Source organism: Streptomyces sp. NPDC029169 (genome assembly GCF_055563935.1).
Map to the genome: position 1 here is coordinate 31,543 of NZ_JBVHXA010000019.1, position 23,025 is coordinate 54,567.

Genomic DNA, 23,025 nt, shown 5'->3' on the forward strand with positions numbered 1-23,025 from the left:
CTTAGTAGACGAAGCCCATGACGATGCCGATGAGGGCGAGCGCCTCACAGAAGGCGAAACCCATGATCTGGTTGGTGCGGATCAGGCCGGCAGCCTCGGGCTGGCGGGCGAGGGCCTGGGTGCCGTTACCGAAGATGATGCCGACGCCGACGCCGGGGCCGATCGCGGCGAGACCGTAACCGATGGAGGCGACGTTACCTTCGACGGCGGCAAGGGTCTGGAGAGCGGACATGCCGGTTCTTCCTTCTCTTTCAAGGACCCGGTGGGGGTTGGCCACCGGACGATTGTTGGATTGGGGGTGGAGCTGGGATGCCGGACGTGGCTCAGTGGTGCTCGGAGAGCGCGCCCTGGACGTAGCTGCAGGCCAGGAGGACGAAGACGTACGCCTGGACAGCCTGGATGAAGAGCTCGAAGCCGGTCATCACGAGGACCATCACGAAGGAGGTCGCTGCGTAGACGATGCCGATGCTGTTCAGCAGGTAGTAGCTCGCGAGGGAGAACATCACGATCAGCAGGTGACCGGCGAACATGTTCGCGAACAGTCGGACCGCGTGGGTGAAGGGCCGGATCAGCAGGTTCGAGAAGAACTCGAGGAACATGATCAGCGGCAGGATCGGGCCGAGCGACTTGTCGTAGCCGGTGATGTTCTTCCAGCCGCCGACGAAGCCGTGCTTCCTGAAGGTCAGGCTGACCCACACCACGTACACGATCAGAGCGAGAGCCGCCGGGAAGGCGATCAGCGAGGTGACCGGGAACTGCGCGAGCGGGATGATGGACCAGAGGTTCATGATCCAGACGAAGAAGAACAGCGACACCATGAAGGGGACGTACTTCTCGCCGTCCTTCTTGCCGATGATCTCGTAGACGATGCCGCGACGCACGAAGTCGTATCCGGCCTCACCGACCATCTGCATCTTGCCCGGGATCAGCTTGGGCTTGGCGAACGCCGCCCAGAAGAACCCGACGACCACGAGCGAGCTGATCAGCGCGAGCAGCATGGGCTTCGTGAACTCGAAGCCTCCCCACGTCGCGATCGGCTCGTACATGAACGTGTGCAGGCCCGGCGCCGGAAAGCCGCAGCCAGTGAAGATCTGGCAATCCGGGTCGAAGGCAAGCGTCTGGTCAGCACTCACCGCGGGCTCCTTCAGCGTGGCGCATAGGTACGGCAACCTCGTTGTGTCGGCGCGGCACGCAGCCGCGGGTCGGCACTGGACTGGTCTTACGGATAAGGGGGCGGCGGTTCGGCGTCGAGCCTCGCGCTGGGACAGGCGTCAGCTCGGATGCCCGCGCCCGCAGTGCCGCAGTTGGCACCGGACGATAGCAGGAAGCCGAACGCGCCTTTATCCCGGCCCTACCCCTCACGTCGACGACCCCGGCTTCTTGGGGTCCTTGGGCTCGTCGACGTACATGATCTTGGCCTTCATGTAGGCACGGGCCTGTGCGGCGATCCAGACGATGGTCACCGCGAGAAGGGTGAAGGCGAAGGCCTTGAAGTCGAAGAACGTGGTGTTCTTGAGCAGGGCCATCACGATGAAGAGAAGCAGCAGCTGGGCCGTGTAGAGCATGAGGCCCATGGCCTGGAACAGGTGCGGCAGTGACTTCGCCGTCCGCTGGAGCACCACGAGCCCGATCCCCATGAACGCGAGGACGAGCGCGCAGCCGATGACGGCGCCGGTGGCCCCCTTGCCGCCGGCGACCACACCGCTGATGACCGCGGCGATGGCGCCGGTGACAGCAGCGGGAATGGCAGCTGACAGAAGGATGCGGGCGTCGTTCGACGGCATGGCGGTGTCTCCGCTGTTGCTGGTGGGGGCGATGGTGTCGTCAGGGACGAGCGTATGCCCGGTCCGAGGTGTGTCTCGGGGCCAACGGACCGTCGCACTACGGTCTTTCGGCTCTGTCGCCGGGTCTCGTGAACGGTATCACAAACTATTTGAGTAGTTCTTTACCCGCGAGGTGTGCTGACTGTCACACATGAGAGTTACCCCGCGCGTGTGTGCACGACGCGGGGCGGATTTGTCTGGTAGTGCGGCCGAATATGACATTCGTCAACTCGGCGTTCCGGCCTTCCGTCGGTCGGTGAAGCGCGAACGGTGGCCGATGGCGGTGGACCCGTTGACCCCGGCAGGAACCGGTACGCGCTCCTCCGCGGGCTCCTCGACGGCCGCGGCGACCGGAGCGAGGGGTTCCGAGACGACTGCCCTACGACGCCGGTAGCGCGGCGGAACGAAGGACTCCGCCCACAGCGGGGCCCGTGGCGTGAAGCGCGGCAGCAGGAGCAGCACCAGGCCGATCGCGCTCAGGAACACCACCCCGAGAACGATCCACATGGACGTCGAGTGCACCGAGTACGCGAGCGTCCCGAAGGCGATCAGCGCCGACCAGAAGTACATGATCAGGACGGCCCGGCTGTGCGAGTGCCCGATCTCCAGGAGCCGGTGGTGCAGATGGCCGCGGTCGGCCGCGAACGGCGACTGGCCGTTCCAGGTGCGGCGCACGATGGCCAGGATCAGGTCGGCCATCGGGATCGCGATGATCGTCAGCGGCAGCACGAGCGGGATGAAGACCGGGAGGGCAGCGTGGGTGGCCTCACGGGTCGAGCCCTCGAAGAGCTTCAGCACGTCGGGGTCGACCTGACCCGTGATCGAGATCGCCGAGGCGGCCAGGATCAGGCCGATCAGCATCGAGCCGGAGTCGCCCATGAAGATCCTGGCCGGATGCATGTTGTGCGGCAGGAAGCCCAGGCACATGCCCATGAGGATCGCGGCGAAGAGCGTCGCGGGGGCGGCGGCCTCGATCGTGTAGCCGTACCAAAGGCGGTACGCGTACAGGAAGAAGGCCGCGGCGGCGATGCAGACCATGCCGGCGGCCAGGCCGTCGAGGCCGTCCACGAAGTTCACGGCGTTGATGGTCAGGACCACCAGGGCCACCGTCAGCAGCGTGCCCTGGCCCTTGGTGAGCGCGACCGTGCCGACACCGGGGATCGGCAGCCACAGGATCGTCAGACCCTGCATCACCATCACACCCGCGGAGATCATCTGCGCGCCCAGCTTGATCAGGGCGTCCAGCTCGAACTTGTCGTCGAGGACGCCGATCAGCCAGATCAGGGCGGCGCCGGAGAGCAGCGCGCGGGGCTCGTTGGAGAGCTCGAAGACGCTGTTGAGGTTCTGCAGGTGGTCGGCGACCAGCAGGCCCGTGCACAGGCCGAAGAACATGGCGATGCCACCGAGCCGCGGAGTCGGTTCTCGGTGTACGTCTCGGGCACGGATCTCCGGCATCGCGCCGGTCGCGATGGCGAACTTCCGCACCGGACCGGTCAGCAGATAGGTCACCGCGGCCGTGACACAGAGCGTCAGCAGGTAATCACGCACGGGCTGCCCCACAGGAATCGCTGGCCATCTCAGCCCCACACCCTAGCCGTGCTGTCCATGTGCTTGAGGACATACGGGCCCGCCGGATGGTTGCGCTCCGGGGTTCGTCACCGGCCATACGGGGGAAATCGCCCGGCCAGTTCGCGTACTTCCGCGCGTACCCGGGCCGTCTCCGCCGGGTCGTCCCGTAGCGCGATCGTGAACAACGCGGCGATCCTGGCCATCTCCTGCGCGCCCATCCCCTGGGTGGTGACGGCGGCAGTGCCGAGACGGATCCCCCGCCCGTCCCCGTACGGCAGGGCGCAGGTGTCGAGGACCATCCCGGCGGCGGCGAGGCGCGTCCGGGCGGTGCGGCCGTCGACGCCGAGGGGGGCGGGGTCGGCGGTGATGAGGTGCGTGTCGGTGCCGCCGGTGGTGATGGCGAAGCCCTCCTCGGCGAGCGCGTCGGCGAGGACCCGGGCGTGCGCGACGACCCGATGGGTGTACGCCGCGAAGGCGGGGGTTGCCGCTTCGTGGAAGGCGACGGCCTTGGCGGCGATGGTGTGCATCTGGGCGCCGCCCTGGGTGAAGGGGAAGACCGCCCGGTCGACGCGGCCGGCGAGCTCGGCGCCGCAGAGGATCATCCCGCCGCGGGGGCCACGGAGCACCTTGTGGGTGGTGGCGCAGACGACATCGGCGTACGGGACGGGGTTGGGGGCCGCTCCCCCGGCGACGAGGCCCATGGGGTGGGCGGCGTCGGCGATGAGATAGGCGCCGGCCTCGTCGGCGATCTCGCGGAAGAGCGCGTAGTCGAGGTGGCGGGGGTAGGAGATGGAGCCGCAGACGATCGCCTTGGGGCGGTGGTGGCGGGCGAGGGCGGCGACCTGCTCGTAGTCGACGAGACCGGTCTCGGCGTCGACGCCGTACGGGACGAAGTCGAACCAGCGGCCGGAGAAGTTGGCGGGCGAGCCGTGGGTGAGGTGCCCGCCGTGTTCGAGGCCCATGGCCAGGACGGTGTCTCCGGGCCTCAGGAGGGCCGCGTAGGCGGCCAGGACGGCCGAGGAGCCGGAGTGGGCCTGGACGTTCGCGTGCTCGGCTCCGAAGAGCGCGGTGGCCCGCTGCACGGCGATCCGCTCGGCGGCGTCGGCGAACTCGCAGCCGCCGTGGTGACGGGCGCCGGGGTAGCCCTCGGCGTACTTGTTGGCGAGCGGGGAGCCGAGGGCGGCGAGGACGGCGGGCGAGGTGAAGTTCTCGGCGGCGATCAGCTGCAGGCTGTCGCTCTGCCGGCGCGCCTCACCGAGCAGCACATCGGCGATCTCCGGGTCCTGCCGGCGCAGGACGTCGAGATCCTCATCGGGTGGAGCGGTGACCGGCATCTGTGGCTCCAGGCGCGTGGGCTGGCCTTCAGCTCCAATGTAGGCGCGCGGAAGCGGGTTTGCCCGCTGTTCACCTGGTTCCTGGTCCGGATGGCCCTACGGCCCGGTCAACGGCGCGCAGGGACTCCCGTCAGGGCCGTCACCACGGGATCGAGCGCCGTGTTGATCTCCTCGCCGATCGAGCGGAAGAACGTGATCGGGGCGCCGTACGGGTCGTTGACCTCGTCCGCCTCCGCGTTCGGGGCCAGGAGCCACCCGCGTAGAGCCGCCGCGGCGCGCACCAGCGCACGCGCGCGTTCGACCATGCCGTCGCCCAGCGGGTCCGGCAGCGTCGCGGGGTCTATGGCGCGGACGAGACGGGTGAACTCCTTCAGGGTGAAGGTGCGCAGGCCCGCCGAGTGGCCCATCGAGATGACCTGCGCCCGGTGGTCGCGGGTCGCCGTCAGGACCAGGTCCGCGCGGATGACGTGCTCGTCGAGGAGCTCGCGCCCCACGAAACCGCTGTAGTCCGCGCCGAAGTCGGCGAGGACCAGCTCCGCGTTGGCCTCCATCGGGGCCCCCTCGTGGCCCCACGTGCCCGCGCTCTCCACGATCAGGCCGCCGCCCCGGGGGTCGCCCAGGCGGTCGCTCAGGGCATGGCGGGTCAGCCGCTCGGTGATCGGCGAGCGGCAGACGTTGCCGGTGCTGACGTGGAGGATGCGGAAGGAACTGCTCTCGTGCCCCGCTATGCCACGCCCCTCAGGGGCGGTCAATTGGCCACCTCGAGGTCGGGTACGACCTTCCGGAGCTCCTCCGCGGAGAGCGCACCCTGACGCAGCAGGACCGGCACGCTGCCCGTGACGTCCACGATCGAGGACGGGACGATCCCCGGGGTCGGGCCCCCGTCGAGGTACACGGAGACCGAGTCGCCGAGCATGCCCTGCGCCGCGTCGCAGTCCTCCGGCGCCGGGTGCCCCGTGAGGTTCGCCGAGGACACCGCCATCGGGCCGACCTCCGTCAGCAGCTCGATCGCGACCGGGTGCAGCGGCATCCGGATCGCGACCGTCCCCCGGGTGTCCCCCAGGTCCCACTGCAGCGACGGCTGGTGCTTCGCGACGAGCGTCAGCGCACCCGGCCAGAACGCGTCGACGAGCTCCCACGCCTGCTCGGAGAAGTCCGTGACGAGCCCGTGCAGCGTGTTCGGCGAGCCGATGAGGACGGGCGTGGGCATGTTACGGCCCCGGCCCTTGGCGTCCAGCAGGTCCGCGACGGCCTCGGAACTGAAGGCGTCCGCACCGATCCCGTACACGGTGTCGGTGGGCAGCACGACCAGCTCGCCGCGGCGCACCGCGGACGCGGCCTCGCGCAGCCCGGTGACGCGGTCGGTCGCCTCGTTGCAGTCGTATCGCCGAGCCATTACTCGCAGGCCTCCTCGTACACAGGGTCGGTCAGGGCAGCGCCGGTCACGGCATCGCCTTGCGGGCGGTCGCGAAGCGCGGGCGGTTGTTCAGGTCGGGGTGGTCGGCGGCGTCCGCCCAGCCGGCCTCCTCGTTGAAGATCCACGGCACCTGGCCGCCCTGGGTGTCGGCGTGCTCGATCACGACGAGCCCCCCCGGGCGCAGCAGGCGGTGCGCGGTGCGCTCGATCCCGCGGATCGTGTCGAGGCCGTCCTCGCCGGAGAACAGCGCCATCTCCGGGTCGTGGTCCCGCGCCTCGGGCGCGACGTACTCCCATTCGGTGAGCGGGATGTACGGCGGGTTGGAGATGACCAGGTCGACCTGGCCGTCGAGCTCCGGCAGCGCGGTCAGCGCGTTGCCCTGGTGGACCGTGACCCGTGAGCCCTCCGCGTTCTTACGGGTCCACACCAGCGCGTCGTCGGACAGCTCGACGGCGTGCACGCGCGAACGCGGCACCTCCTGCGCCATGGCGAGCGCGATCGCGCCCGAGCCCGTGCACAGGTCGACGATCAGCGGCTCGACGACGTCCATGGCCCGTACGGCGTCTATGGCCCAGCCCACCACCGACTCGGTCTCCGGCCGGGGCACGAAGACGCCAGGACCCACCTGGAGTTCCAGGTAACGGAAGAACGCCCGGCCGGTGATGTGCTGGAGCGGCTCGCGCGCCTCGCGGCGGGCCACCGCCTCCCAGTAGCGGGCGTCGAAGTCCGCGTCCTTGACGTTGTGCAGCTCCCCCCGCTTGACGCCGTGCACGAACGCGGCGAGCTCCTCCGCGTCGAAACGCGGCGAGGGAACGCCGGCGTCGGCCAGCCGCTGGGTGGCCTGGGCCACCTCGGCAAGCAGCAGGTTCACGCTGGTCCTCCGTGGTGCGGGCGGTACGGGGCGGGGCTTACGGAACTTACGCGGCGGCCAGTTTCGCAGCAGAGTCGGCGTCGACGCAGGCCTGGATCATCGCGTCCAGATCGCCGTCGAGCACCTGGTCCAAGTTGTACGCCTTGAAGCCGACGCGGTGGTCCGAGATCCGGTTTTCCGGGAAGTTGTACGTCCGGATCTTCTCGGACCGGTCGACCGTACGGACCTGGCTGCGACGGGCGTCGGCGGCCTTGGACTCGGCCTCCTCCTGCGCGGCGGCGAGCAGCCGGGACCGCAGGATACGCATGGCCTGCTCCTTGTTCTGGAGCTGGCTCTTCTCGTTCTGGCAGGAGGCGACGATGCCGGTCGGCAGGTGCGTGATGCGGACCGCGGAGTCGGTCGTGTTGACGGACTGGCCGCCGGGACCCGACGAGCGGTACACGTCGATGCGCAGGTCGTTGGCGTGGATCTCGACGTCGATCTCCTCGGCCTCGGGGGTCACGAGGACACCGGCCGCTGAGGTGTGGATCCGGCCGGCCGACTCGGTGGCGGGCACGCGCTGGACGCGGTGCACCCCGCCCTCGTACTTCAGCCGCGCCCAGACGCCCTGGCCGGGCTCGGTAGCGCCGTTGCCGCCCTTGGTCTTCACGGCGACCTGGACGTCCTTGTAGCCGCCGAGCTCGGACTCGGTGGAGTCGATGATCTCGGTCTTCCAGCCGACGCGCTCGGCGTAGCGCAGGTACATCCGCAGCAGGTCGCCGGCGAACAGGGCGGACTCGTCGCCGCCCGCGCCGGCCTTGATCTCCAGGATGACGTCCTTGTCGTCGCTGGGGTCGCGCGGGACGAGCAGCAGCCGCAGCCGGTCGACGAGCTCCTCGCGCTGCTTCTCCAGCTCCTTGACCTCGGCCGCGAAGTCGGGGTCCTCGTGCATGAGCTCGCGGGCGGTCTCGATGTCGTCCGCGTTCTGCTTCCAGGCACGGTAGGCGGCGACGATCGGGGTCAGCTCGGCGTAACGCTTGTTCAGCTTGCGCGCGTTGGCCTGGTCGGCGTGGACCGACGGGTCAGCGAGCTTCTTCTCGAGATCGGCGTGCTCGCCGATCAGTTCCTCGACCGCCTCGAACATCGGGGGCTCCTGGTTTTCGTACGAACGGACTGCGGGGACGGCAAAGCGCCGGTCCGGGTGCCCCCTGCGGGAGCGACCAAGGACCGGCGCAGTGACGTGCTACTTCTTGGCCGCAGCCTTGCCGAAGCGGGCCTCGAAGCGGGCGACACGGCCGCCGGTGTCGAGGATCTTCTGCTTGCCCGTGTAGAACGGGTGGCACTCGGAGCAGACCTCGGCACGGATGGTGCCGTCGGTCAGGGTGCTACGAGTGGTGAACGACGCGCCGCAGGTGCAGCTGACCTGGGTCTCGACGTACTCGGGGTGGATCTCGCGCTTCAAGGTGTCTCCTAGTTTCGGGAGGGCACCGGGTCGCCGCGCGGGATGCGCGTGCGTGAACCGGGGCCGACGTACCAGTCTGCCAGGACCGGCCGTATCTCCCAAAACCGGGTCCGTGGTGAAACTATTCCGGGCTATTTCACCAGGCCCTCGGTCTTGCCCGTGGCGGTGTCCTTCGTCGCGGAGGCGGGGATGGGCCGGTCGCCCTTGAGCGCCTGCCAGACCTGCCGGGACTGGGCTTCCAGCGGTACGACACGGTTCGGGTCGGCGGGGTCGTACTCGACCGGCATCGTGATCATGTGGACGTCCTCGGCGCCGAGCCCGGCGAGTCCCTGGGCGAAGCCCATCAGCTCGGCCGCCGAGTCGAGCTCCGAATCGGGCGTGATGGCCTTGGTGGCGGTGTCGGCGATGTCCAGGAGCTTCTTCGGGTCGCTGAAGACGCCGACGTCCTTGACCTGGTCGATGAAGGCCTTCATGAACGCCTGCTGGAGCTGGATACGGCCGAGGTCGCTGCCGTCGCCGACGCTCTTGCGGGTGCGGACCAGACCGAGGGACTGCTCGCCGTCGAGGGTGTGGGTGCCCGGTGCGAGGTCGAGGTGGCTCTTGGAGTCCTTGATGGCCTGGGTCGTGGTGATCTCGACGCCGCCGAGCTTGTCGATCAGCTTCTTGAAGCCGGTGAAGTCGACCTCGACGTAGTGGTCCATGCGGATGCCGGACATCGACTCGACCGTCTTCACGGCGCAGGCCGGGCCGCCGGCCTCGTACGCGGTGTTGAACATCGCGCGCCTGTCGGCGGGGACGGCCGTGCCGCGCTCGTCGTTGCACGCGGGGCGGTCGACGAGGGTGTCGCGCGGGATGGAGACGACGCTGGCCTTCTTGTGGCCCTCGTAGACGTGGACGACCATCACGGTGTCGGAGCGGGCGCCGCCCTCGTCCTTGCCGTAGGCGTCGTTGGCGCCGGAGCGGGAGTCGGAGCCGAGGACCAGGATGTCCATCGAGCCGTTGTCGAGGTTCTTGGGGCGGTCGGTGCCCAGCTGGGCGTTGATGTCGACGCCCTGGATGTTGCCGTTGAGCTTGAGGTACACGTAGCCGAGGCCGGAGCCGCCGAGCACGACGAGCGCGGCCGCGCTCCACGCGGCGACGGTCACCGCCCGGCGGCCCGTGGCGGGCTGCTTGCGGCGGCGGCCGTTGCCCCGTATTCGGCCGCTCTTGCTCTGCTCGGTCATCTGCCCATCTCAGTACCTCAGGTCCTCGGTTCACCTTGTGTGACGGCGAAGCACCCGAAAGGGTTGCATAGGAACCTGTGAGGTTTCGCAGAGCGACGGATCGTAAGCGCATGAGAACAGCGCATGAAAACGCCCCGCGAGCGCCATGAAAAACGCCCCGCGCCCACCGTGCGGGGCACGGTGGGCGCTGGGCGTGTGACGGAGGTCTCGCCTCAGTCGTTGTTGCCGCCCGGCGTCGTCTTCTGGATCTGAAGAAGGAACTCGCCGTTCGACTTCGTCTGCTTCATCTTGTCGAGAAGCAGCTCGATCGCCTGCTGCTGGTCGAGCGCGTGCAGCACGCGACGCAGCTTCCAGGTGACGGCGAGCTCGTCGCTGCCGAGCAGAATCTCTTCCTTACGCGTACCCGAGGCGTCGACGTCGACGGCCGGGAAGATGCGCTTGTCGGCGAGCTTCCGGTCGAGCTTGAGCTCCATGTTGCCGGTGCCCTTGAACTCCTCGAAGATCACCTCGTCCATGCGGGAGCCGGTGTCCACCAGAGCGGTCGCGAGGATGGTCAGCGAGCCGCCGTCCTCGATGTTCCGCGCGGCACCGAAGAAGCGCTTCGGCGGGTAGAGCGCGGTCGAGTCGACACCACCGGACAGGATGCGGCCGGAGGCCGGGGCGGCGAGGTTGTACGCGCGGCCCAGGCGGGTGATCGAGTCGAGCAGGACGACCACGTCGTGACCCAGCTCCACGAGACGCTTGGCGCGCTCGATGGCCAGCTCGGCGACCGTGGTGTGGTCCTCGGCCGGGCGGTCGAAGGTCGAGGAGATGACCTCGCCCTTGACCGACCGCTGCATGTCGGTGACCTCTTCCGGACGCTCGTCGACCAGGACGACCATCAGGTGGCACTCGGGGTTGTTGTGCGTGATCGCGTTGGCGATCGCCTGCATGATCATGGTCTTGCCGGTCTTCGGCGGGGCCACGATCAGGCCTCGCTGGCCCTTGCCGATCGGCGACACGAGGTCGATGATCCGCGTGGTCAGCACGCCCGGGTCGCTCTCCAGACGGAGCCGGTCCTGCGGGTACAGCGGGGTCAGCTTGTTGAACTCCGGGCGGCCACGGCCGGAGTCGGCGGCCATGCCGTTCGAGGAGTCCAGGCGGACCAGCGCGTTGAACTTCTCGCGGCGCTCGCCGTCCTTCGGCTGACGCACGGCGCCGGTGACGTGGTCACCCTTGCGCAGGCCGTTCTTGCGGACCTGGGCGAGGGAGACGTACACGTCGTTCGGGCCGGGCAGGTAGCCGGAGGTCCGGATGAACGCGTAGTTGTCGAGGATGTCCAGGATGCCCGCGACGGGGATCAGGACGTCGTCCTCGGAGACCTGCGGCTCACCGGTCGCGAAGTCCTCGCGGCCACGACGGCCACGGCGGTCGCGGTAGCGGCCCCGACGGCCACGACGGCCGCCCTCGTCATCGAAGTCGTCCTGCGGGCCGGCCTGCGGCTGGCCGCCCTGACGCTGCTGGCGCTGGCCACCCTGGCCACCACCCTGCTGGTCGTCGCCCTTGCCGCGGTCGCGACGGTCGCGCTGACGGTCGCCACGGTCACGGCGGTCCCCACGCTCGCCCCGCTCGCCGCGGTCGCGGCGGCCGCGGCCCTCGGCGGTGTCGGCGGCGGTCTCGGCCTTGGCCTCGGCGGAGACTTCCGTACGGGACTCGGTTCGGGAGTCCGTCCGGGTCTCGGCCCTGGTCTCGGTCTTGACGGCCTGGGCGGACTCGGCCTTGGCCTCGCCCTCCGGGCTGCCGGCGGGCGCGGTGGCCCGGCGGCGGCGGCGCTCGCCAGCCGGCTGGTCCTCGGAGGCAGGCTGGCCGGGGATCTCGATCTGCTGCTGGGCGACGGCCTTCTCGGCCTTCTCCGCCTGCGGCGCAGCGGTCTCGGCGGCGCCCTCGGCCGTACGGGCCTTGGAGGTGGCGCGGCGCTTCGGCTTGGTGTCAGCCGTGTCGGCGGCGGCCTTGGCGGGGGCGGAGCCTCCACCGGCCTGTGCCTCCTTGATGACCTCGATCAGCTGGCTCTTGCGCATCCGCGCAGTGCCCCTGATGCCGAGGCCGGACGCGACCTGCTGCAGCTCGGCCAGGACCATGCCCTCGAGGCCGGTGCCGGAGCGGCGGCGCCGTGCGGTGGTGCCAGTGGCAGCACCTGCGGCGGGCGCGGAAGTGTCGACGCTGTTGTCGGCAGTCACGCCCATCAGATCGGTGGTGTCGCTCACGAAGGGTCCTTCCCTGGAGCGGACGTCGGCCATCTGGCTCGGCGACCGGTTGTGCTGTCCGACGACGGTCCTGGTGTGCGGATCGTGTCGGGGCGGTGGTCCCGCCGGGTACGGCGGAAGAGAAAAAACGTGCTGTGGGTCCGGCCCGAGGCCCCCTGCTCGGCCCTCACGAGGAAAGAGCGAGGGGTGTCGTGCCGGTTCCGGAGCGTGCTCGAAACTGCTCAGGCAGGCTGCTCAGGCAGTGTGGGAGGCTCCCGGAAGAATCGGTGGTCCCTGATGGGGACACTCAGCACCGCGCCACAAAGGCGCCGGGTGCTGACTTGAGGTTAACACTACCGGCTCCAACAAACATTCCCCCTCTCCCTCACCGGCAATCACGTGTCCCTATGACGCGAGCGGCAGAACACTCGCCCCGGACACATCGAGGTCGAGCCGGTTCGCGGCCCATCCCTCGCCCGCCAGCCGGGCGACCTTGTCGGCCGTCCCGTGTTCGGCCAGCGCGAGCACCGTGGGGCCCGCGCCGGAGATGACCGCGGGGACTCCGTCCGCCCGCAGCCGGTTCACAAGGGCGATGCTCTCGGGCATCGCGGGAGCCCGGTACTCCTGGTGCAGCCGGTCCTCGGTGGCCGCGAGCAGCAGCTCGGGGCGGCGGGTGAGCGCCTCCACGAGGAGCGCGGCGCGTCCGGCGTTGGCCGCGGCGTCGACGTGCGGGACGGTGCGCGGCAGCAGACCACGGGCGGTCTCGGTCAGTACGGGCTTTCCGGGGACGAAAACCACCGGAACGATGGAATCGGAAGGATCCATCCTGATGGCTCGCGCGGCACCGGACTCGGTCCAGGCGAGCGTGAAGCCGCCGAGCAGACAGGCGGCGACGTTGTCGGGGTGCCCCTCGATCTCGGTGGCCAGTTCGAGCAGGGCGGCCTCGTCGAGGCGGGCGTCGCCGCCTATGGTCACGGCGCGGGCGGCGACGATGCCGGCGCAGATGGCGGCGGAGGAGGAGCCGAGGCCGCGGCCGTGCGGGATGCGGTTGGCGCAGACGACCTCAAGGCCGCGGGGCTGCCCGCCGAGCAGGTCGAAGGCGGTACGCAGGGAGCGTACGAGCAGGTGGCTCTCGTCGCGCGGGAGCGTGTCGGCGCCCTCGCCGGCGATGTCGATGTGCAGCCCGGAGTCGGCGACCCGGACGACGACGTCGTCGTAGAGACCCAGCGACAGGCCGAAGGCGTCGAAGCCCGGGCCGAGGTTGGCGCTGGTGGCGGGAACGCGCACCCGTACGGCGGCGGCGCGGAACGCGGGACCGGCCATCGCTCGATGACTCTCCTTGACTTGCGACTACGGGATTCGACTGCGGGATTTCAAGTGAAGTACACGGAAACCCGGGGGCCGCGTCTGCCTCGGGGGGCGACAACGGCGACGACACCGCGCATATGCAACGGGGCGGGTTCGGTACAGCCTATCGAAGGAAGGTTCTGTGGCGACATAGGGCGCACAGGAGGCGCACGATGCGTGTCGCAAGCCTTCCTGTGCGCCTATGTACGTTCCTGATCGGGTTTGCCTCTCCGGGGGTTTCCCGGAGAGGCGCTTCCCGTCGGGGACTTGCCTGACTTGTGGTGCTTTACGCGAGGCCGAGGCGCTCGGCCGCCGCGGCGGCGTCGACGGGGACGGTGACCGGCTGGGGCGCGCCGGCGACGGCCCAGTCGGGGTCCTTCAGGCCGTTGCCGGTGACGGTGCAGACGATCCGCTGGCCCGGGTCGACCTTGCCCTGCTCGGCGGCCTTCAGCAGACCGGCCACGGACGCGGCGGAGGCGGGCTCGACGAAGACACCCTCCTGAGCCGCCAACAGCCGGTAGGCGCGCAGGATCTCACGGTCCGTCACCTCGTCGATGAAGCCGCCGGACTCGTCCCGCGCGGCGATCGCGAAGTCCCAGGAAGCCGGGTTGCCGATGCGGATCGCGGTGGCGATGGTCGACGGGTCCTTGACGACCTCACCGCGTACGAGCGGCGCGGAGCCGGAGGCCTGGAAGCCCCACATGCGCGGCTTGTGCGTCGCCAGGCCGTCCGCGGCGTACTCCCGGTACCCCCTCCAGTACGCCGTGATGTTGCCGGCGTTGCCCACGGGCAGGACGTGGATGTCCGGGGCGTCGCCCAGCATGTCCACGATCTCGAACGCGGCGGTCTTCTGGCCCTCGATGCGTACCGGGTTGACCGAATTGACCAGCGCGACCGGGTAGTTGTCCGAGAGCGCGCGGGCCAGGTCGAGGCAGTCGTCGAAGTTGCCGTCCACCTGGAGGATCTTCGCGCCGTGCACGAGGGCCTGACCCATCTTGCCGAGCGCGATCTTGCCCTGCGGCACGAGGACGGCGGAGACCATCCCGGCGCGCACCGCGTAAGCGGCGGCGGACGCCGAGGTGTTGCCGGTGGAGGCGCAGATGACGGCCTGCGCGCCCTCCTCCTTGGCCTTGGAGATGGCCATGGTCATGCCGCGGTCCTTGAAGGAACCGGTGGGGTTGGCGCCCTCGACCTTGAGGTGCACCTCGCAGCCCGTGCGCTCGGAGAGGACCTGAGCGGGGACGAGCGGCGTGCCACCCTCACGGAGCGTGACGACCGGCGTCTTGTCCGTGACCGGAAGGCGGTCCCGGTACTCCTCGATGATGCCGCGCCACTGGTGGGTGCCCTTGCTGGTCATGGGTCCTTACTCCCCTTCAACACGCATGATGCTGGCGACACCGCGCACGGTGTCGAGCTTGCGCAGCGCCTCGACGGTCCCGGAAAGGGCGGCGTCGGGCGCGCGGTGGGTGACGACGACGAGGGAGGCCTCGCCGTCCTTGCCCGTCTGGCGGACGGTATCGATCGATACGCCGTGCTCGGCGAAGACCGTCGCGACCTGGGCGAGTACGCCAGGCTTGTCGGCCACGTCGAGGCTGATGTGGTACCGCGTCACCACGTCGCCCATGGGGCTCACGGGCAGCTGGGTGTACACGGACTCGCCGGGGCCGGTGGCCTCGTTGAGCTTGTTGCGGCACACGGCGACCAGGTCGCCGAGGACGGCCGAGGCGGTCGGAGCGCCGCCGGCGCCGGGGCCGTAGAACATGAGCCGGCCGGCGGCCTCGGCCTCGACGAAGACCGCGTTGTAGGCCTCGCGGACGGAGGCGAGCGGGTGGCTCAGCGGGATCATCGCGGGGTGCACGCGCGCGGTGACGGACTCGCCGTCGACCGCCCGCTCACAGATGGCGAGCAGCTTGATGGTGCAGCCCATCTGCTTGGCGGAGGCGAAGTCGGCGGCGGTGACCTCGGTCATGCCCTCGCGGTAGACGTCGTCGAGGCGTACGCGGGTGTGGAAGGCGATACCGGCGAGGATCGCGGCCTTGGCGGCGGCGTCGAACCCCTCGACGTCGGCGGTCGGATCGGCCTCGGCGTACCCGAGGGCGGTGGCCTCGTCGAGGGCCTCGCTGTACCCGGCGCCGGAGGTGTCCATCTTGTCGAGGATGAAGTTCGTCGTCCCGTTGACGATGCCCATCACGCGGTTGATCTTGTCACCGGCGAGGGACTCGCGCAGCGGCCGGATGAGCGGGATGGCGCCGGCGACGGCGGCCTCGTAGTACAGATCCTGCCCGTGCTCGTCGGCGGAGGCGTAGAGCGTCGTGCCGTCCTGGGCGAGGAGCGCCTTGTTGGCGGAGACGACGGAGGCGCCGTGCTCGAAGGCGGTGGTGATGAGGGTACGGGCGGGCTCGACACCGCCGATGACCTCGACGACGACGTCGATGTCGCCCCGTTTGACGAGGGCGGTGGCGTCGGTGGTGATCAGCTCGGCGGGGATGCCCTCCCGGACCTTGTCCGGGCGGCGGACCGCGACGCCGGCGAGCTCGACCGGGGCGCCGATGCGCGCGGCGAGGTCGTCGGCGTGCGTCGTCATGATGCGCGCCACCTCTGAGCCGACCACACCACAGCCCAGCAGCGCCACCTTCAGCGGACGCGTACGCATCATCCGACCTCTTTCTCGTACTTCTTCGTCGTATCTCTACGGTTGGACCAGTCTCACTCACCGGACGAGGGTTTCTATGCCTCGTCCGGATCCTGAGACACTTATTTCATCAGCCGACATCGAGACGCAGGAGATCTTCCTCCGTCTCGCGCCGGACGATCACCCGCGCCTGGCCGTCGCGAACGGCGACGACGGGCGGGCGGAGGGCGTGGTTGTAGTTGCTGGCCATGGAGCGGCAGTAGGCGCCGGTGGCCGGCACGGCGATGAGATCGCCGGGGGCCAGGTCGGACGGCAGGAACGCGTCCTTGACCACGATGTCGCCACTCTCGCAGTGCTTGCCGACGACGCGGGCGAGCATGGGCTCGGCGTCGCTCGTCCGCGACGCGAGGGCGACGCTGTACTCGGCGTCGTACAGCGCGGTGCGGATGTTGTCGGACATGCCGCCGTCGACGGAGACGTACGTACGGAGGCCTTCGAGGGGCTTGACGGTGCCGACCTCGTACAGGGTGAAGGCGGTCGGTCCGACGATGGCGCGCCCGGGCTCGACGGAGATCCGGGGGGTACGCAGCCCGGCGGCCTCGCACTCGCGGGTGACGATCTCGTTGAGGGCCTTGGCGATGTGGTGCGGCTCGCGGGGGTCGTCCTCGGAGGTGTACGCGATGCCGAGGCCGCCGCCGAGGTCGATCTCGGGGAGCTCGACGCCGTGCTCGTCACGAACGTCGGCGAGGAGCTGGACGACGCGTCGCGCGGACACTTCAAAACCCGCCATGTCGAAGATCTGCGACCCGATGTGCGAGTGGATCCCGATGAGCTCGAGCCCGTCGAGCTTGAGGGCCCTTCGCACCGCCTCGGCGGCCTGTCCCCCGGCGAGGGCGATGCCGAACTTCTGGTCCTCGTGCGCGGTGGCGATGAACTCATGGGTGTGCGCTTCCACACCCACCGTCACACGGATCTGGACGCGCTGCCGCTTGCCGAGGGACTGGGCGATGTGGGCGACGCGGACGATCTCCTGGAACGAGTCGAGGACGATGCGCCCGACGCCGACCTCGACGGCGCGCTGGATCTCTTCGTGGGACTTGTTGTTCCCATGGAAGGCGATGCGCTCGGGGGGCATGCCGGCGGAGAGGGCGGTGGTGAGCTCGCCGCCGGAGCACACGTCCAGATTCAGCCCTTCCTCCTTGAGCCACCGCACGATGGCCCGGGAGAGGAAGGCCTTCCCGGCGTAGAAGACGTCGGCGTCCTGGCCGAAGGCGTCGGCCCAGGAGCGGCAGCGGGTGCGAAAGTCGTCCTCGTCGAGGAAGTAGGCGGGGGTGCCGAACTGCTCGCGGAGCTCGTCGACTCCGATGCCGCCCACGGTGACGACGCCGCGGTCGTTCCGCTCGACGGTCCTGGCCCACACCTTGGGGTCGAGGTGGTTGAGGTCGCTGGGCGGGGCGGTGTAGTGCCCTTCGGGGAGGACGTCGGCGTGGCGGGGCCCGGCGGGGTGGGCGGAACGGCTCATGTCTGCATCTTTCACATCTGGTCGGGGGCGCTGATGCCGAGCAGGGAGAGGCCACCGGCGAGCACCACCCCGGCGGCTTCGGCGAGCGCGAGCCGGGAACGGTGGGCGGCCGAGGGTTTCTCGTCGCCGAGGGGCAGGACGGTGTGTTGGAAGTCGAGCAGCGCGTCGGCGGTGACTTCCAGGTGCCGGGCGACCCGGTCGGGGGCGCGGTGGCGGGCGGCGGAGGCGAGGACGGCGGGGTGATCGCCGAGGGCGCGGGTGAGCGCGGGCGCGTGCACGGCCTCGTCGGTCTGGGGGTGGAACCCGAGCTGTTCGGCGTTCCGGATGAGGGCGCGGGTACGGGAGTGGGCGTACCGGACGCGGAAGAGGGGATTGTCCTCGTGCTGCCGGAGAAGCTCATCGCCGAGCGGCGCGCGGTCGTGGCCGGCGGAGGCGAGGAGCCCCCAGCGGGCGGCGTCGGGCCCGAGGCGGGGAAAGGGGTCGGTGTCCGGGACGGGCAGGGGCGCGATGTCGTGCCCGGGGACGGCCTCGGCCTCGACGCCCTGGGTACGCAGGATGCGCCGGAGGGCTTCGACGGTCACCCGGGCCCGCAGGTCGGGCCGGTGCGCGAGGCGCACAGTCTCCCCGCGGGCCTCGCACCACCCGTACGTGTCGCGTCGGCCGAGGATCTCGCGTACGAGGTCCTGCTGAGCATCGTGGCGCAGGGTGAAGTTGAGGAACCCGGGCCCGGTGATGTCGACGGCGGCAAGCCCGGGGCTCTGGTGGAGCCGGTCGCGGAGGACGGCGGCGACGTCGAGGGGAGGGCGGCGGGCGGCACGGGCGAGGGTGAGGGCGACGTTGCTGGCGTAGTCCCCGAGACCGCCGGGCCGGGGCCGCTCGAGCGTGACGCGCTGGGGCATGTCCTGGCTATCGACCCGCAGCGCACCGTCGTCGACCGCGCGGCGCACGGCGTGCAGCACGGTGAGGGAGAGGTCCGCGGGGGTCACGGGACAAGCGTAGGGGAGAAGGGGGGTCGGAACGCGAACCGGTTTCGCGATGCGGTCACTGGGGGCGCGTGGGGCGGGTGGGGCGGCACCGAGGAACGGCGACGCGGGACGGTCACTGGGGGCACGTACCGGCGCGCCCGGCCCCGTGTCTCCCGTCGCGCGCGCCGTCGTGTCTGCCATCGACCCCCGACGGCCCCTCCTGTCCACCACGCCGCTCCCCCGGCTCCCGCCCGTCGCGGTGCATGAGCTTGCGGACGACACGTACGAGCTCGGCGGGCTCGAAGGGCTTGGCGAGGAAGGCGTCGACACCGAGGGCGACGCCGCTGTCCATCTCGTACTGCGTACAGGCACTGACGATGGCGACGGGCAGATGACTGGTCCGCGGATCGGACCGCAGCCTCTCGGCGGTGCGCAACCCGTCCAGCCGGGGCATGACGACGTCGAGGGTGACGACATCGGGCTGCACCTGATGCACGACATCCAGACACTCGGCACCATCGGCCGCGGTCACGACCTCGAAGCCCTCAAGCTCGAGATTGACCCTGATCAACTGCCGGATCACCCGGTTGTCATCGACAACAAGCACCCGACCGGACATGCCTGACACACGACGAGAGTAGGTCGCGGGAAGTGGCTGCGTCCGGGTTTTGCCCACTTCCGACCCGTGAGGGGGAACGAGGGGTCGGTGACGCGACGGAAATACCTGTTCACAGCCACGCCTCGGATGCTGGTAGGGTTCTACCCGTCGCCGCCGAACGCGGCGGACGCCCCCGTAGCTCAGGGGATAGAGCAACGGCCTCCGGAGCCGTGTGCGCAGGTTCGAATCCTGCCGGGGGCACAGAAGCCGGACCAGCGTGATCAAGCCGCTGACCTGTGGAAGTGCCAGACATCGAGAGCCGGACCCAGTCCCACTGGGTCCGGCTCTTTGTCGTTGTCTATCACTGGTCGCGTGTGAGTGGCGTGTGAGCGCTCGCGCCCCTCACTGGGCGTCCGAAGCCCACCCCATGGCCTTTTCGATCTTCTTGTTGTTCAGCTCCTCGTGGCCGTCGATGCAGCCCTCGTATCGGCGGTGGATGACCTCGGGCGAGTTGCCCGCGCGGCGGGCCACTTCCGCGACGGGGACCCCCGCGTTCAGCCAGTTCGTGATGCAGGTGTGCCGCAGGTCGTACGGCCGGTGGGCGAGTGGGGAATCCACCTTCTCCGGCGGGAGGGCGATCGGCCGTGCCTCCTGCCAGACCCTCCAGTAGCTGGACGTCCCGAGCACGGCGCCGCGCTCGTTGGCGAAGAGTCGGCCGTCCTTCGCCGTGCCGAACTCCGCGATGTGCGCGCGGAGCATGGCGACCAGCGGCGGAGGAATCGGGACCGGCCGGTCCGCCTTGGGCTCCCTGGACTTGAGCCCGCGCTTGTCGTGGCGCTGCCCCGAGTCCGTCCATCTCTTGCCCGACACCGGCCGGGTCTCTTTGAGCGTGAGCGTCCCCCATCCCTTCTCGGGGAGGTAGCAGTCCTTCCTCCGGAGCCCCACCGCTTCGGCCGGCCGCATCGCCGCGTACAGCTGGCAGGCGAAGAAGGCGACCAGTCGGCGCCCGCGGTTCCGGTGTACGGACCCCACGTACGAGATGGCCGTGAGCAGCTGCTCGCCCTGGACGGCATTGACCAAGACCCTGGGGTCCACCACATCGCCCTTGGTGGACCCCTTGCGCTTCACTCCCAGGAGCGGGTTCTCCTCCAGGTACCCACACTCGATGGCGTACTCCATGGCCGTGTTGAAGCCGCGGCGACGGCGCTTGTACGTCTCCCCCGCTGCCGGGGTGTCGTCCAGCTTGAACGAAAGCCGGTACTGGACATCCCGCACCACCTTGGGGTCAGTGAGGGCCGACAAGGGCAGCGAACGGTTCTGGAGCCACGTGCAGGCAGCCGCCAGCTCCTCCGGAGGGTCCTCGCCCTTATGCGCGGGTACGACCGCCCAGCGCATCGCCAGACGTGTCTCCTCCGGCGTCGGCGCCTTCCTTCCCGCCTCCACCATGGCGAGCGCCACCGTGGCCAGGCTGTCGGCCAGACCCTCGCGGGTCTTGGCCGCTGCCGCGCGCCACCGGAGCGCCATGTACTCCTGACTGAACTCCCACCACGACGGATCAGGCCGGGTGTTCGCCTTCGCCGCGGCCGCCCGGAGTTCGGACTCCGGCAGCCCGGACTCCACGTCGAATGCCTCGCCTCTCTGCATGGCCTGCCACAGCTGGGAACGGCGACTATCCGCCAGGGTCACTGTGGCGAAGGAGGCGTGGCAAACCTTGCCGGCCACCACCCAACGGAGTTGGTAGGGAGCCTTCTTGCTGGAAATCTTGCTGATCTTCCACATGCGCACGTCGGTGGAGAGGATCGGCTCGTCGGACGCGGGCGGGCGCCCGCTGTTGCGGGCGCCCGGGGACTCGCTGGTCTTGCGGTAGGTCACGCGGCCTCCTCCAGGGCCTCGATCCAGTTCTCCAGCTCGGAGCGGCGGATGCGGACCGCGCCGTTCGGGAGCTTGATGGCCTTGGGGCCCTTCTTCAGCTGCCGCCAGCGGTAGAAGGTCGCCAGAGAGACTCCGATCTCCTCCACAACCTGGGCAATGGTGAGCATCTCGTCACTGGACGGCCGTCGGCGGGTGGTCGAGCTCATCAGCTCGCCTCCTTCTGTGCGCGAGGGAAGTTGGGTCCGGCCGTACGCATCGCGGCCGGGTTAGGGGTTCTTGGAAGTCCGCTCCTGTCCGAAGGGCGGATTTCTGCGTCACTGCGTCATCTGCGTCTCTCGCGCGCTTGACCTGCGGCTTTGCGTGACGCAGGGGGCGTCGGCGTGTGTCACCGGTGCGTCACCGTGTCTGTCACCGGTGACGCGGGTGACGCGGGATGACGCAGCCGTCGACCTCTTGCGTCACCGATGTAGCCGCAGCTCACAGGCCGTTTGCTGTCCTGTGGTGACGCAGGTGACGCAGCGTTCCCTTTCTTAGGAAAAGGGGGTGGGGTGTCTGTTGTGGTGCCGCGCGTCTCAGAACGCGAAGAAGGAGCCGCTGCGCGGCACGTCCCTTACAGCGGCGGCGCTGCCGCCGGAAGAGCAAGAGGAGCACCGCCGCGCCGCCCGGCGGGGTGCTCCTCTTGCCTGTGCGAGGGCGGTCGTCGTGGCGCGGGCTAGAGCAGCGGCTCCTGCTGGTCCGCCGGCGGGCCGGACGGTCGGGCCATCTCGATGTACCGGGCAGCGCTGGTACGGCCCCAGTCGACGAGGACGCCGCGGGCGGCGAGGGTCGGCTGGAGCCGCTTGAGGCGGTCGGAGAGGACCTTGCCCGTGGTGGGCCACCCCTTTGGCAGTGGGCGGAAGTCCTCTCCGGTGTAGAGCTGGGTGAGGCAGTGCAGCCACTCGGCCGAGGTCATCCGAACCTCCGTCCCCGGCTCGATGCCGGCGGCGTGCTTGAGGACGGTCTGCGCCAGCAGGTCGCCCTCGATGACGTCGTCGTTGAGGTCGTCCAGGCTGGCCCGGTACGCGTCCAGCGCTCCGAGGCCGGTCGCCGCGTCGAGCTGCGCGCACAGGTGGGCGAAGTCGGCCATGCGCAGGTCGGTCGGGATGTCTGCCTGAGCGGCCCGGACCTTCACGGTGAGGTCGAGCAGAGACCCGAGAATCACGGGCAGGGCCTCTTCGAACTCCGCCCACAGCTCCGCCTCGGTCCGCCGCACGCCGGGCCGCTCCAGACGCAGCGGGAGGAGTCGCTCGGCGAGGTCGGGCCGGATGACGCCGACGTCGATGCCGGTCAGCAGCAGGGGGCGGCGGTAGCGGGCGCGGACCACGTCGCCGTCGGTGTACAGGGCCCGCTTGATGGTCTCGGCCCCGGTGACGATGCAGCACATCAGGTCGGACAGGTCCGGGGCCAGATGGGAGAGGTTGTCCAGGGCCGTGACCCAGCCCGCAGCCACGGCCGCGATCAGGTTCTCCTCATCCTTCGGCGCGCGGCGCAGGTCGCCGCTCATGCCCTCGATGATCCGGATGAGCATCCGCCCGCCGGTGGACTTGCCCGCGCCCTGGGGACCGGTGAGGAACGGGGCGGGGACGGGCACGGACGGTCCAAGGCAGCCGATCAACCAGGCGATGGCCAGGCACTCGGTCTCCGCGTTGGCGAAGTTGCACAGCCGCAGCAGGAGGTCGATTCCCTTGCCGTCGGTGTCCTTGGCCGGCAGCGGCAGTTCCCCGGTGAGCTGGGTCCGCCGCCAGCACACCTCCTGCGGCTGCGGGGTGACGATGTCCCATCCGGTGGGGTGGATGCGGACGGACTTGCCGTCGTTGCGGCCCAGGTCGAGCCACGTCGCCCCGTCGAATCCCGGCGCAACCCGGATGTGGACAGGCTGTACCTCCTGGCTCATCGCCAGTGCCTCGATCAAGTCCAACGCCTCCTTCAATGCGGTTCCGTTGAATACGCCGCAGCCGTCGGCGTAGAGGCCCACCATCAGTTCCTGCCGGTGGCTGCCCGCGGTGCCCTGCGAGCGGATCGGGCGCGCCACGGGGTGGCCGTTCTTCTGCGCGAACACGGTGCCGTCGGCGGTGCGGAAGTACCGGAAGTGCGCTTGCGCGTAGTCGGTGATGACCTCGCGGGCCGGAGTCTTCTCGTCGTCGGCCATG

The 23,025-nt window shown here is 69.7% G+C and carries 21 protein-coding genes and 1 tRNA gene; 1 reads left to right on the forward strand and 21 read right to left on the reverse strand.

Annotated elements, in window-relative coordinates; all coding sequences use genetic code 11:
- Position 1: 1 nt before the first annotated feature.
- From atpE to ACZ4VI_RS29230, 18 genes are all read right to left on the reverse strand, one after another.
- On the reverse strand, positions 2-232 hold the full coding sequence (gene atpE / locus ACZ4VI_RS29145) for an ATP synthase F0 subunit C (protein WP_137993321.1): 231 nt from the start codon (positions 230-232) through the stop codon (positions 2-4).
- Between the two features lie 91 nt (positions 233-323).
- Positions 324-1,133 carry a F0F1 ATP synthase subunit A gene (gene atpB / locus ACZ4VI_RS29150; RefSeq protein ID WP_468004008.1) on the reverse strand — a complete coding sequence of 270 codons (810 nt, stop codon included), beginning with the start codon at positions 1,131-1,133 and terminating at the stop codon, positions 324-326.
- A gap of 225 nt (positions 1,134-1,358) precedes the next feature.
- A complete protein-coding gene (locus tag ACZ4VI_RS29155; protein ID WP_468004009.1) occupies positions 1,359-1,784 on the reverse strand; it encodes a hypothetical protein in 426 nt (141 codons plus the stop codon).
- Positions 1,785-2,048: 264 nt separating this feature from the next.
- Positions 2,049-3,371: an MraY family glycosyltransferase gene (locus ACZ4VI_RS29160; protein ID WP_468004010.1), complete on the reverse strand. Its 1,323-nt coding sequence runs from the start codon at positions 3,369-3,371 to the stop codon at positions 2,049-2,051.
- A 107-nt stretch (positions 3,372-3,478) separates the two neighbouring features.
- Positions 3,479-4,726, reverse strand: a complete 1,248-nt coding sequence (locus ACZ4VI_RS29165) for a serine hydroxymethyltransferase (RefSeq protein WP_468004012.1) — start codon at positions 4,724-4,726, stop codon at positions 3,479-3,481.
- A 107-nt stretch (positions 4,727-4,833) separates the two neighbouring features.
- The gene (locus ACZ4VI_RS29170; RefSeq protein ID WP_468004013.1) at positions 4,834-5,478 is read right to left on the reverse strand and encodes an arsenate reductase/protein-tyrosine-phosphatase family protein; all 645 of its coding nucleotides are present in this window, start codon (positions 5,476-5,478) and stop codon (positions 4,834-4,836) included.
- Positions 5,475-6,122, reverse strand: a complete 648-nt coding sequence (locus ACZ4VI_RS29175; protein ID WP_468004015.1) for an L-threonylcarbamoyladenylate synthase — start codon at positions 6,120-6,122, stop codon at positions 5,475-5,477. The genes ACZ4VI_RS29170 and ACZ4VI_RS29175 overlap by 4 nt, the downstream gene beginning before the upstream one ends.
- A gap of 46 nt (positions 6,123-6,168) precedes the next feature.
- The gene (gene prmC / locus ACZ4VI_RS29180) at positions 6,169-7,014 is read right to left on the reverse strand and encodes a peptide chain release factor N(5)-glutamine methyltransferase (protein WP_365220419.1); all 846 of its coding nucleotides are present in this window, start codon (positions 7,012-7,014) and stop codon (positions 6,169-6,171) included.
- 46 nt (positions 7,015-7,060) lie between these two features.
- A complete protein-coding gene (prfA, locus tag ACZ4VI_RS29185) occupies positions 7,061-8,137 on the reverse strand; it encodes a peptide chain release factor 1 (protein ID WP_468004016.1) in 1,077 nt (358 codons plus the stop codon).
- A 99-nt stretch (positions 8,138-8,236) separates the two neighbouring features.
- Positions 8,237-8,455, reverse strand: coding sequence for a 50S ribosomal protein L31 (gene rpmE / locus ACZ4VI_RS29190; protein WP_137993330.1), 219 nt, complete (start codon positions 8,453-8,455; stop codon positions 8,237-8,239).
- A 131-nt stretch (positions 8,456-8,586) separates the two neighbouring features.
- Positions 8,587-9,678, reverse strand: a complete 1,092-nt coding sequence (locus tag ACZ4VI_RS29195; protein WP_468004018.1) for an LCP family protein — start codon at positions 9,676-9,678, stop codon at positions 8,587-8,589.
- Between the two features lie 212 nt (positions 9,679-9,890).
- Positions 9,891-11,921, reverse strand: a complete 2,031-nt coding sequence (rho, locus tag ACZ4VI_RS29200) for a transcription termination factor Rho (protein ID WP_468004020.1) — start codon at positions 11,919-11,921, stop codon at positions 9,891-9,893.
- A gap of 384 nt (positions 11,922-12,305) precedes the next feature.
- Positions 12,306-13,223, reverse strand: coding sequence for a homoserine kinase (gene thrB / locus ACZ4VI_RS29205; protein ID WP_137993333.1), 918 nt, complete (start codon positions 13,221-13,223; stop codon positions 12,306-12,308).
- Between the two features lie 310 nt (positions 13,224-13,533).
- Positions 13,534-14,604: a threonine synthase gene (gene thrC, locus ACZ4VI_RS29210; RefSeq protein ID WP_468004022.1), complete on the reverse strand. Its 1,071-nt coding sequence runs from the start codon at positions 14,602-14,604 to the stop codon at positions 13,534-13,536.
- A gap of 6 nt (positions 14,605-14,610) precedes the next feature.
- Positions 14,611-15,903 (reverse strand): homoserine dehydrogenase, encoded by a 1,293-nt coding sequence (locus ACZ4VI_RS29215; protein WP_468004024.1) that lies wholly within the window; start codon positions 15,901-15,903, stop codon positions 14,611-14,613.
- A gap of 106 nt (positions 15,904-16,009) precedes the next feature.
- On the reverse strand, positions 16,010-17,401 hold the full coding sequence (gene lysA / locus ACZ4VI_RS29220) for a diaminopimelate decarboxylase (RefSeq protein ID WP_468004026.1): 1,392 nt from the start codon (positions 17,399-17,401) through the stop codon (positions 16,010-16,012).
- A gap of 11 nt (positions 17,402-17,412) precedes the next feature.
- Positions 17,413-18,387: an ArgS-related anticodon-binding protein NrtL gene (nrtL, locus tag ACZ4VI_RS29225; protein WP_468004028.1), complete on the reverse strand. Its 975-nt coding sequence runs from the start codon at positions 18,385-18,387 to the stop codon at positions 17,413-17,415.
- Positions 18,388-18,499: 112 nt separating this feature from the next.
- A complete protein-coding gene (locus tag ACZ4VI_RS29230) occupies positions 18,500-18,985 on the reverse strand; it encodes a response regulator (RefSeq protein WP_468004191.1) in 486 nt (161 codons plus the stop codon).
- A gap of 168 nt (positions 18,986-19,153) precedes the next feature.
- On the opposite strand from ACZ4VI_RS29230, the gene ACZ4VI_RS29235 reads away from it, so the two are divergent.
- Positions 19,154-19,225, forward strand: a tRNA-Arg gene (locus ACZ4VI_RS29235).
- 141 nt (positions 19,226-19,366) lie between these two features.
- Here ACZ4VI_RS29235 and ACZ4VI_RS29240 read toward each other — a convergent pair.
- The 3 genes from ACZ4VI_RS29240 to ACZ4VI_RS29250 form a co-directional block, all read right to left on the reverse strand.
- The gene (locus tag ACZ4VI_RS29240) at positions 19,367-20,836 is read right to left on the reverse strand and encodes a tyrosine-type recombinase/integrase (RefSeq protein ID WP_468004030.1); all 1,470 of its coding nucleotides are present in this window, start codon (positions 20,834-20,836) and stop codon (positions 19,367-19,369) included.
- A complete protein-coding gene (locus tag ACZ4VI_RS29245; protein WP_468004032.1) occupies positions 20,833-21,042 on the reverse strand; it encodes a helix-turn-helix transcriptional regulator in 210 nt (69 codons plus the stop codon). The genes ACZ4VI_RS29240 and ACZ4VI_RS29245 overlap by 4 nt, the downstream gene beginning before the upstream one ends.
- A 506-nt stretch (positions 21,043-21,548) precedes the next feature.
- A complete protein-coding gene (locus tag ACZ4VI_RS29250; protein WP_468004033.1) occupies positions 21,549-23,024 on the reverse strand; it encodes an ATP-binding protein in 1,476 nt (491 codons plus the stop codon).
- Position 23,025: the final 1 nt, after the last annotated feature.